The sequence below is a fragment of the Polaromonas sp. genome (assembly GCF_013817205.1).
Lineage (GTDB): Bacteria > Pseudomonadota > Gammaproteobacteria > Burkholderiales > Burkholderiaceae_C > Polaromonas.
The window spans coordinates 14872-25512 of sequence record NZ_JACDDD010000056.1 but is presented as its reverse complement, the minus strand read 5'-3'; the positions used below and the strand labels follow the sequence as shown (position 1 = coordinate 25512).

Below are 10641 nucleotides of genomic sequence, written 5' to 3'. Positions count from 1 at the left end.
GGCCCTATCGGATATATACCTCCGGCAGAAGCTGAGGCAAACTACTACCGGCAACTCGCCAGTCAAGCCTCCACGGTGGAGGCATGACTTAAACCAAACAGCCTCCATGAAACCCGGGGCGATTCAGACAGACCCGCCATAAGTCCTTGAATTTACAGGGATTCTCAATTTCTATGGCGGCGTCAAGGCTCGTCACCTTATTCAGCCAAAAGACAGTTTTGACCTGGCTTCTGGATCTCTCCTCGCTTCAAACTCCCACACGGCCACTGCCTGTCCATCAGGCTACCGCAACCCGCAGTTTTTCGCGGCGGTTAACCGGGACGGTTCAGGCCCCTGCCAAACCGGGATTTGGCTCTCTCCAGTTCCACCAGGTTGCGCCACTCGATGAATTCGCTCAGATTGGGTGCTTGCTTGCTGCCATTTTCATAGGCCCGCATGCGCTCCGTCAGCAGTTGCAAGGTATCGCTCCCCGTGCGCCCTGCCGCGCGCTCCTGGGCGATGACCTTGCGAAGGCGCTCGATGCCGGCAGCCCTGTTTTTATCCACGGCCTGCGGCTGCTGTGAGCCAGCCTTCGCTTCGAGCATCGCGATCACCTGGGTGGCCATGAATTTCAAGGTTTCAAGCTGCTCATCATCGAGAGTGCGAGGCACGCGGTCGATGACACACAGCGTGCCCAGCACATGCTTGCCCGAAGTGACCAGGGGCGCCCCGGCGTAAAAACGTATCTTCGGCTCGCCTGTAACCAGCGGATTGTCGGCGAAGCGCGTGTCCAGATGTGTGTCTTCAACGACCAGCACCCCGTCGGGAGCCGGAAGGGCATGTGCACAAAAGGCCATGTCGCGCGGCGTCTCCCGGATCGCCAAGCCGACGCGGGCTTGAACCATTGGCGCTTGTCGTCTACAAGCGAAATCAACGCCATCGGCGTCCCGCAGATACTGGCCGCCAGACGAGTGATGTCGTCGTAGGCCATTTCTTCCGGGGAGTCCATCACCAACAAGCTCTTCAGTGCCGCCAGCCGGTCTTTTTCCGATTCAGTTTTCAGGGTCATGCGAGAGGTCCAGGCCTGTGGCCTGCCTTGTTTGGGATTGCAGCCGCGCTGTACGCCAGGGACAATAACAGAACCGTGACTAGCGCGAAGAGGCCTGAGGCAATACCTCTGCCACGGCCTCGGTGGTCTGCTCCGCATGTTGCGCAATCTGGGCCGACACCAGCGCCAGCGAGGCCAGCGGGTAGGTGCCGCTGATGATGCTGCAGTAGGCAACCTCGGCTGCCACCGCGTCCTGGCCCAGACCTTCGGTGGCTGCGACGATGCAGGCCTCGATGCTGTCGAGGCCTGCATCGCTATACAGGTCTTCGCCTTCGTAGGTGACCCGGTATTCAAAGCCACTGCCGGGCGCGGGGTCGATATGGAAACGCACGATCATGGCAAGCTCCCGGTCTGCGGGTTGGGTTGAAAGGCTCGAATCAATGGCTGGCTACGCCCGCCAGATGGGGGCCGGATGCTGCAATAATTCAAAACACCCTGCCCCGCCACACGCCCGCTGGCAAAACAGGCGGTCAGAAGATAGCCGCCGGTGGGGGCTTCCCAGTCGAGCATTTCACCGGCACAGAACACCGGCACATCCGGCAGGGCGGTCAGTTGCAGCTGGGCATTGAGCGCGTCGAAGCGCACGCCGCCGGCGCTGCTGATCGCTTTGTCGATGGGGCGCACCGCCACCACACGCAGCGGCAGCGCCTTGATGGCACGCGCCAGTTGCACCGGGTCGTTCATCGCTTCCTTGCTGAGCAATTCATGCAGCATCGCCGCCTTGATGCCTTCAATGCCGAGCCGGCTTTTCAGGTGACTGGACAGCGAGCGCGAACCGCGTGGATGGCGTACCTCGACCAGCACCTGTTCCGGCGTCTTGCCGGGCAGCAGGTCCAGCGTGAATGTCGCGCTGCCTTCCGCAGCGATTTCATCACGCAGCAAGCTGGATGCCGCGTAAATCAGGCTGCCTTCGACGCCGCTGGTGGTCGCGACAAACTCGCCCTTGCGGCAGAAGCTGCGGCCCTGGGAATCGGTGAAGCTGATCGCCACCGACTTGAAGGGCTGGCCGGCGAAACGGCTGGCGAAGTGGTCTGTCCAGCCCGGCTGCTGCGACGGTCCCTGGCCGATCAGCTCTTTGAAAAACTCGCGCCGCGTTTCGCCGTTTTCGGCGGCCGCCAGCGTCTGCGGCTCGGGACCCACATCGAAGCCGCAGTTCGAAGGCTGCAGCGGCGCGACCGTGACACCACGATCCGTCAGCAGCGGCACCCAGGCGCCGTCGGAACCGAGCCGTGCCCAACTGCCACCGCCCAGGGCAAGCACCACCGCGTCTGCCTGGAAACTGCTTTCGCCAGCGGGGGTGAAAAAACGCAGCGCGCCATCGTCGGTCCAGCCCAGCCAGCGGTGCCGCATTGAAAACTTCACGCCGGCCGCACGCAGGCGCTGCAACCAGGCGCGCAGCAGCGGCGCGGCTTTCATGTCTTTGGGGAACACGCGGCCCGAACTGCCGACAAATGTCTCCACACCCAGCGCCTGCGCCCAGGCGCGCAGCTGTTCCGGGCCGAAAGCAGCCAGCAAGGGCGCGATCTGCGCGCTGCGCTCGGCATAACGGCTGAGGAAAGCCTCGGCCCCTTCGGAATGCGTGAGGTTGAGGCCACCCTTGCCGGCCAGCAAAAACTTGCGGCCCACCGAAGGCATGGCGTCGAACAGCTGAACCTCCAACGCTGCACCGGCGCCCGAGAGGACCTCGGCGGCCATCAGGCCGGCCGGGCCGCCGCCTATGACAGCGACACGTTGGGGGGAAGCAGTGGCAGGTAATTCGTTCAAAGAGAGGTCCGGAGTAAAGAGTCGTCAGCAATTTGGAGTGCTATCAATTTAATGGCTACTTGCGCAAGTCCAGCAAGGCTGGAGGCCAAAAATACTTCAAACTGGCGGCGATAGCCAAGGGCCGGCAACGCGCACCGGTGATGACTGGATTATGCCGCCCGGCTCCGGCTTGCGCCGTTCACGGCACTTCCAGCATCGCACCTTGCGGGGTCAAAAACGCCGCTTTCACGGTTTGTCCGGGATTCAGATCCTGCACCGCCGCACGGTAAACCTGCATGATCGCCACCAGCTCGGGCAGGCGCTGTGGCGCTGCGTTCGACTTGTAGTCAAGCACCCACCAGTGGCCCTCATGCCCGGCATCCCGGCGCTGCACCAGCCGGTCCAGCCGCAGCAGCTGGCCGGCGTGGAACAGCTCGACTTCGTTGCCCTGCCAGGCAATCACGTCCGTGTTCCAGGCCCAGGCTCCCTCACCGGCGAGGATGCTGCGCGCGCGTTCGGTGGCCTGCTGGCCCTGGGCCGGACTCAAACGGAACTCACGCTGCACCGCCCGCAGCTGAGCCGGCGCCAGCAAGCCCCATTCGAGCAGGCGGTGCATGGCTTGGCCGATGCGGGCTGCTTCGGAATCCTCGTCTGCTATCACTTCAATAGCTGATAACGCATTCAAGACGGGGGCTGCAGGCAGTTCCAGCAGAAAATCCAGCGCGCGCGCGTTGCCGCCTTCCAGCGCCTGCGCCGGCGGCACGGGAATCTCGTCAACCAACCGGTCTAGTCGCCGCCACCAGCTGTCGGTGGTCTCGCGGTGCGGCGTGATTGACGACAGCACCAGCGTGTGGCGCGCGCGAGTCAGGGCCACATACAGGGCGTTGAGCTCCTCGCGGCGGCGCGCCGCCTGCTCTTCGGCCAGTGTCTCGACCGCGCAGGCCGGCGGACGTGTCTCGCTGACCAGGAACACGAATTTTTTCGGCGCGACCTCCTCGCCCGGCCAGTCCACCAGCACACCCATGCTGTCGGCATTGCGCTCCAGCGTGTCGGTGTCCAGCAGCAGCACGGCTTCGGCCTCCAGGCCCTTGGCACCGTGGATGGTCAGCAGACGCACCGCCTCATCACTGACGCTGGCCGGCGCGAGCTGGCCGCCAGCCTTGAGCGCGCGCACAAAGGCGTAAGGCGTGGCGTAGCGCCCGCCGTCGAGCTGCAGCGCCACCGCCAGCAAGGCCTGCAGATTGGCCAGCACACTGACGCGCTGCGCATCGGGCGCGGCAGCGGCAAACTTGGCCAGCACATCGCCGTGGTGGTAAATCGCCTGCAATGCGTCGTGCGGCGGAAGTGCATCGAGCCAGCTTTTGTATAGCATCAAAACCGGCCCCAGCCCTTGCAAAGCGGGCGCAAGGTGCTCTGATTTTTGTAGCACTTCAAACCAGGCTCGGCCCGTGTCTGCACGCTGCAATGCGATCTGTACCAGTGCCTCGTCGTCCAGACCGAACAGCGGCGACTTCAGCGCGCGTGCCATCGACAAATCGTGCTGGGGTGAGACCAGCACATCGAGCAGCGCGACGATGTCCTGCACCTCGCAACAATCGATGAGCGCGGTTTTCTCGCCAACCACGGCGGGGATGTGCAGTGCGCGCAGCTCGTCCTGCAGCGGTAGCAGGCCAGCGCGTTTGCGTGACAAGACCATCACCTGCTCCGGTTTCAGGCCAGCGGCGATCTGTCGGGATATCCAGGCTGCGGCCTGCCTTGCCTCGAGTGTGCGCAAAGTCTCTTCAGGAATCTCGCGCGGCGTGGTCAGGCTGTCGCGCCAGCCGCCCAACTCGGTCGAAGCGGCTTCGTCCTCCTTGCTGCGCGGAATCGCCGGCAAACGGCCAACCGCGCCGGCCTCAAGCGATTCGGTTGTATGTTCGCGAAAGCCCTCGTAGCCGTCGGCGTCGCGCGCGGCACCCATGGCGGTATTGACGGTGCTGATCACGCGCTGCGCATTGCGCCGTGTGTGGTCGCAACTGAGCAGCTCACCGGCCAGGCCCTGGCGCACAAACTGCTGCGCAGCCTTGAACACCTGCGGCTCGGCGCGCCGGAAGCGGTAAATGCTTTGTTTGGGGTCGCCGACGATGAACACGCTGGGCGCTGTGCCCCCGCCGCCCCCCGCTCCGCCGTACCCGCTGAGCCAGGACCACAGCGCCTGCCACTGCAGGGGGTTCGTGTCCTGAAACTCGTCGATCAGCAGATGACGGATGCGCGCGTCCAGCCGCTGCTGAACCCAGCCCGACAGCAACTCGTCGCCCAGCAGCGAGAGCGCGGCCGTTTCGATGTCGTTCATGTCAACCCAGCCGCGCTCCTGCTTGAGGGCGCTGAACTCGGCAATCAGCAGCCGTGCCAGCCGCGCCATGCGCTGCTGATAGAGCCAGGCGTCGTGTTGCTGGCGCGCGGCCAGCACACGCAGCACCAGTTCCTGCGCCACCCGCACCTGCTCGATACCGATGATTTTTTCGCCGAACTTGCGCGGTGTGCCCTTCTCGGTCAGCAGCGCCGTGAACGCGCCTTGCATGTCGCCGGCGCTCAGCGCCTGCTCCAGCTCCACCCCCTTGGCCGCAAACGTCGGTGCACTCGCGCGGGCCAGCGCCACCGCGGCATCGCGCAGGGTTTGGCGGTGAAAGCGGTTGCTGGTCAGCAGCTCTTCCGGCTCGTCAAGCCCGCCGAACTCGGTGAACTGCAGCGTGAAATGCTGCACCGAGCTCTCGACCACGCCGGTGGCATCGGCCAGCGCGAACTCGGTGCGTTTGTCCAGCGCCGCCTGCAGCGCCTTGTCGGCCTGGAAGCGGCCATAGGTCTGCACCACGGCCTCGAAGTCGGCCTTGAGTTCGGGTTGCTGCACCAGCGCGGCATAAAAACGCCGCCACACCAGCGCGCGCGCCGGTGCATCGTCTTCCAGCAACTCGTAGTTCAGCGGAAGGCCCTGCTGCTGCAACAAGGCCAGCGGCGCACTGCGCAGCAAGGCGGCAAACCAGCTGTGGAAGGTGCGTATCTGTACCGAGCGGCCGGTCTCCAGAATACGTTGGTATAAATTTGATAGCAGCTCACGCCCGTCTGGCGGGGGCTGTGGGCCTTTTTGATACGCAAAACCGCGCATCGCCAGCTCCCGCATCAGTGTCGCGTCATCCGCATGGGCGAACTGCTCGAGCCAGTCGTGCAGGCGCTCACGCATCTCGCCGGCGGCGCGTTTGGTGAAGGTGATCGCCAGGATCTCCTGCGGCTGTGCGCCGTCCAGCAGCGCCCGCACAATGCGCGAGACCAGCATCCAGGTCTTGCCCGCGCCGGCGCAGGCCTCCACCGCCACGCTGCGGCGGGGGTCGCAGGCGATGGCGTAGAAGGCCTCGGCTGAAACCGGCTGGCCATTGTGTTCGTAGGCGGCTTTCATGCCCAGAAGTCTTTCCGGCATAGGCCTCTTGCTGAGCAATACTCACAGGCCTTGCCCTCCCCCAACGCCGGCAGCGGGGTGCCGCGCGCCACCCGTGCCATGTCGGTGAGGATGCTGTCCAGCAGTTCGTCGCGCAGGGCGACGATCTCGGCCTGTTCGTAAGTGCGTGTGGCTTCCTTTTCGCCGAGATTCACATAGGCGGCGGCCAGGGTGTCGTCTTCCACCAGGCCGGCGTAAAACGCGAGTTGTGTGTCTTCCTGCGGCTGCTTGAGGCGCTCCCGGGTCGTGCCACTGGCCTCTGTCTTGTAGTCGAGAACCAATATGCTGCCGTCGGCCAGCCGGTCAATGCGGTCTATGGTGCCTGTCAGGGTCAGCTCGCCCAGCGGCGTTTGCCGTTCGACCTCGGCGGCCTGGAACACTGCGCCGGCGGCTTCGTGCTCTGCCAACCAGGCCAGATAGCCTTCGCGCACGCGCGGCCAGCTCGCCGCAAATGGCAAAAACTCACTTTCGCTCAGGCCCATGTCACGCGCCGCCTGTTCCGCAGCCTGGTTGAGCAGGATTTCGCGCGCCGCCACATCGGGGACCGGGTCTGCCTGCAAGGCCTCGTGGAAAATTTTGAGCAGCGTGTGCAGCCAGTTGCCGAAGTCGCGCTTGCCAAGTTCGGTGTCCAGCTCGTCGGCTTCTTGCAGACGCAACTGGCGCAGTGCAAAAAAACGGTAGGGGCAGCGCCGCAAGTCTTCGTACGCACTGGCCGACAAGCGCTTGACCGGCAGGGCTTCGCCGCTCGGCAGGGGGCGCGGCGTCGGCGCAAGCTGCAGCGAACGCGACACACGCGGGTCTGATGCCATCTCGATCTGGTTTTGCAGCAGCAACTCCTGCACAAACCCGCTGGGCATCAGGCGCTCGCCGTTGTGGCTCTCGCGCCATAGCAGGTCCAGGTGCGAAAACTGCAAGGCGTGCTTCCACGCGGCACGCTGGGCCCCTGCCTCAACCTCGCGCGAGGGCAGGCCCAGCAGCTCGCGTTGCGGCGGTGTCCAGTTGCCCGACGGCTCGGGCGATACCGGCAAGTGCTGCTCGTCACAGCCGGCCAACACCACCGCCTGCAGGCTGCGGCCCAGCAACTGGCTCAGCGGCAGGATCACCACTTGCTCCTGGGCCGGATGCGCAGGCTTGAAGCTTTCCGCCTCCAGCGCCTGGTTCACCCAGGCGGTGAAACCGGCCAGGCTGATACGCGCGTCCGCATCGGCAAATTCGGACTCGGCGCCTTCGTGCAGGCGCAGGGCCTCGAGCACGGACTGGCCGGCCACATCGCGCACCAGGCCCTCCCACTGCCCTGCCGCCTGCAACGCGGCGCGCAGGTCACGCAGCCAGGTGGTCAGCGCACGCGGGCGCTGCAAACTGTCACGCAGCAGGTTCAGCCGGGCCGCCAGCACACCGGCAACTGGCAGGGATGCGCCAACGGCGCGCCACTCGCGCACACCGCTGCGGCGCAACTCTTTTTCGGCGGCGGCGACCTCGGCCGCCTCGAACGCCGGCGCATTCTTGAGCCAGTCCAGCACGGCATCGGTGGTGGCGTTCCAGGTCGAGGCGCGCAGCAGACCCATCAGCGTGGCGGCGGCGCGGGTGGTGGAAAGCTTCCAGCCAGTTTCGTCGCGCAGTGCGACGCCGGCCTCCCCCAGCATGGCGCGCACCCGGCGCGTGAGTTCCCGGTCCTGCGCCACCAGCGCGACCGGGCTGCGGCCCTGCGCCAGATGCGACAGCACGCAGGCGGCGGCGCGTTGCGCCTCGGCCTCAAAGTCAGGCGCCGGATGGAGAGCCGGCAGAGACGGGGCCGCAGGAACATCAAGCGAAATCGATACCGCCCGCTCACCAAAGTGGGCCTTCAACGCGCCAGTGACCGGCTCGGTTTGGAAACCTTCCAGCACCACCAGCAGATCCACCGCCTCGCCCGCCTGGGGGGAGAACAACACATCGGACGGATAGCTGGAGGTCGATGCCCAGGCCAGCGCGATCTGGCCCAGCGCCGCTTCGAGCTGAAGCACCGGCGCGTCCAGGCCGGCGACCAGCATGGCGCCCAGGCGTGAGCCCCAGGCCGGCCGCTGGCCGGGAGGAACCGCCGCTGCAAGCCGGGCCAGCGATGCCGCCGCCTCAACCAGCCGCGGTGCCAGCACCTCCTGCTGCGCGCCCAGTCCGGCGCGCGACAGCAGCGAGGCGGCCGTCAGGATGTCGCGCGCGGTGTCCTGCCGAAGGTCGCCTGGCGCCGGCTCGAAACCGCCCAGGCGGGTCGCCCAGTTCATGGTGGTTTCATAACGCGGCAGGAAATGGGTGGCGCCGGCTCCTGCCGCCCACGCAGCTTTGGCCTCGCGCATCAGTTGCGCATAAGGCAGCAGCACCACCGTGCGGGAAGGATGGATGCCGCGCGACTGGAGCAAGCCTGACAACTGCGCCGTGACTCGCGCCCAGCAGGGAGCGCCGGGGCCGGCAGGCACGGGCATGCCTTCGCCTATCACGCCCATAGCCGGACTGGGAGGTTTGCCGCGCAACGGGGGGACTTGGTTTCTGCCACAATGCCTGCAACTTTAGCTTCTATCGACACAATTTCCTGAACCCTCCCCAAAGGACATGCCATGGCCAGCGAACTGATCAAACATACCACCGATGCCACCTTCGAAGCCGATGTGCTGCAGGCATCCAAGCCGGTGCTGGTGGACTACTGGGCAGAGTGGTGCGGTCCCTGCAAGATGATCGCCCCGATTCTTGACGAAGTCGCCACCGGTTACGACGGTCGTCTGCAGATCGCCAAGATGAATGTCGATGAAAACCGTGACATTCCGGCCAAGTTCGGCATACGCGGCATCCCTACCCTGATGCTGTTCAAGGACGGCCAACTCGCCGCCACCAAGGTCGGCGCCATGAGCAAGGCGCAACTGACGGCCTTTATCGACCAGCAACTGGCCTGAATCCCGAACTGCCACACACGCCATCCGGACCCTGCCGCCGGCCTGTCATGTGTGGCCATTCCCCCGCCCTCCCTTGCGGACGACCCCCCTCAATTTCCTGTCATAATGCCCCTGTTCGCTGACTGGCCGCTGCCGGTCAGTTCGAGTTCCCGGTTTGTGAAGCGCCTCTAGCTTCCTTTCAGACCTCCCCCGTTTTTAAAAATGAACTCCGCGAGGAGTTGACTTCACGCAAGGTTTTCCCATGCACTTAAACGAACTCAAGGCACTGCACGTGTCTGAAGTCCTCAAGCAGGCCGAAGAACTCGAAATCGAAAACGTCGGCCGCATGCGCAAGCAGGAGCTGATGTTCGCCATCATCAAGAAGCGCTCCAAAACGGGTGAAACCATCGTCGCCGACGGTGTGCTGGAAGTGCTGCCCGACGGCTTCGGCTTCCTGCGGGCACCGGACTCCAGCTACACCGCATCAACCGACGACATCTACATCAGCCCGAGCCAGATCCGCCGCTTCAACCTGCACACCGGAGACATGATCGAGGGCGAAGTACGCACCCCAAAAGACGGCGAGCGCTACTTTGCACTGAACAAGCTCGACAAGGTCAACGACGGCGCGCCCGAAGCGAACAAACACAAGGTGATGTTCGAGAATCTGACACCGCTGTTCCCGCGCGAGCAGTTCAAGCTGGAACGCGACATCAAGGGCGAGGAGAACCTGACCAGCCGGATCATCGACATCATTGCCCCCATCGGCAAAGGCCAGCGCGCCCTGCTGGTGGCGCCGCCCAAGTCCGGCAAGACCGTGATGATGCAGAACATCGCCCACGCCATCACTGCAAACTACCCCGAAGTCGTCATGATGGTGCTGCTGGTCGATGAGCGTCCTGAGGAGGTCACCGAGATGCAGCGCAGCGTGCGTGGCGAAGTCATCTCCTCCACCTTCGACGAACCCGCCGCCCGCCACGTGCACGTTGCCGAGATGGTGATCGAGCGCGCTAAGCGCCTGGTCGAGCTCGGCAAGGACGTAGTGATCCTGCTGGACTCCATCACCCGACTGGCCCGAGCCTACAACAACGTATTACCGTCTTCGGGCAAGGTGCTGACCGGCGGCGTCGATGCCAATGCACTGCAGCGTCCCAAACGCTTTTTCGGTGCCGCCCGCAAGATCGAGGAAGGTGGCAGCCTGACCATCATCGGCACTGCGCTGGTCGATACCGGCAGCCGCATGGACGAGGTGATCTTTGAAGAGTTCAAGGGCACCGGCAACTGCGAGATCCACCTGGACCGTCGCCTGTACGAAAAACGCGTGTTCCCGGCGATCCACCTGAACCGCAGCGGCACCCGCAAGGAAGAGTTGCTGCTGGCCCCCGAAATCCTGCAAAAGTCGCGGATCTTGCGCCAGTTCATGTACAACATGGATGAAATCG

At 64.5% G+C, this 10641-nt stretch carries 7 protein-coding genes; 2 read left to right on the top strand and 5 right to left on the bottom strand.

Annotation, left to right across the window (positions count from 1 at the left end):
* Positions 1-311: 311 nt before the first annotated feature.
* The 5 genes from H0W47_RS13140 to H0W47_RS13120 form a co-directional block, all read right to left on the bottom strand.
* Positions 312-884 carry a GAF domain-containing protein gene (locus H0W47_RS13140; protein ID WP_296925104.1) on the bottom strand — a complete coding sequence of 191 codons (573 nt, stop codon included), beginning with the start codon at positions 882-884 and terminating at the stop codon, positions 312-314.
* Positions 885-1127: 243 nt separating this feature from the next.
* Positions 1128-1424 (bottom strand): hypothetical protein, encoded by a 297-nt coding sequence (locus H0W47_RS13135; protein ID WP_296925100.1) that lies wholly within the window; start codon positions 1422-1424, stop codon positions 1128-1130.
* Positions 1421-2851 carry a TIGR03862 family flavoprotein gene (locus tag H0W47_RS13130; RefSeq protein WP_296925097.1) on the bottom strand — a complete coding sequence of 477 codons (1431 nt, stop codon included), beginning with the start codon at positions 2849-2851 and terminating at the stop codon, positions 1421-1423. Before H0W47_RS13130 ends, H0W47_RS13135 begins: the two co-directional genes overlap by 4 nt.
* 178 nt (positions 2852-3029) lie before the next feature.
* The gene (locus tag H0W47_RS13125) at positions 3030-6281 is read right to left on the bottom strand and encodes an exodeoxyribonuclease V subunit beta (protein ID WP_296925094.1); all 3252 of its coding nucleotides are present in this window, start codon (positions 6279-6281) and stop codon (positions 3030-3032) included.
* On the bottom strand, positions 6257-8755 hold the full coding sequence (locus H0W47_RS13120; RefSeq protein WP_296925091.1) for a PD-(D/E)XK nuclease family protein: 2499 nt from the start codon (positions 8753-8755) through the stop codon (positions 6257-6259). The genes H0W47_RS13125 and H0W47_RS13120 overlap by 25 nt, the downstream gene beginning before the upstream one ends.
* A 132-nt stretch (positions 8756-8887) precedes the next feature.
* On the opposite strand from H0W47_RS13120, the gene trxA reads away from it, so the two are divergent.
* Together trxA and rho are read left to right on the top strand one after the other, a co-directional pair.
* Positions 8888-9220 carry a thioredoxin TrxA gene (gene trxA, locus H0W47_RS13115; protein ID WP_077594529.1) on the top strand — a complete coding sequence of 111 codons (333 nt, stop codon included), beginning with the start codon at positions 8888-8890 and terminating at the stop codon, positions 9218-9220.
* A 241-nt stretch (positions 9221-9461) separates the two neighbouring features.
* A partial coding sequence (gene rho, locus H0W47_RS13110) for a transcription termination factor Rho (RefSeq protein ID WP_296925087.1) occupies positions 9462-10641 on the top strand: 1180 nt, incomplete at its 3' end.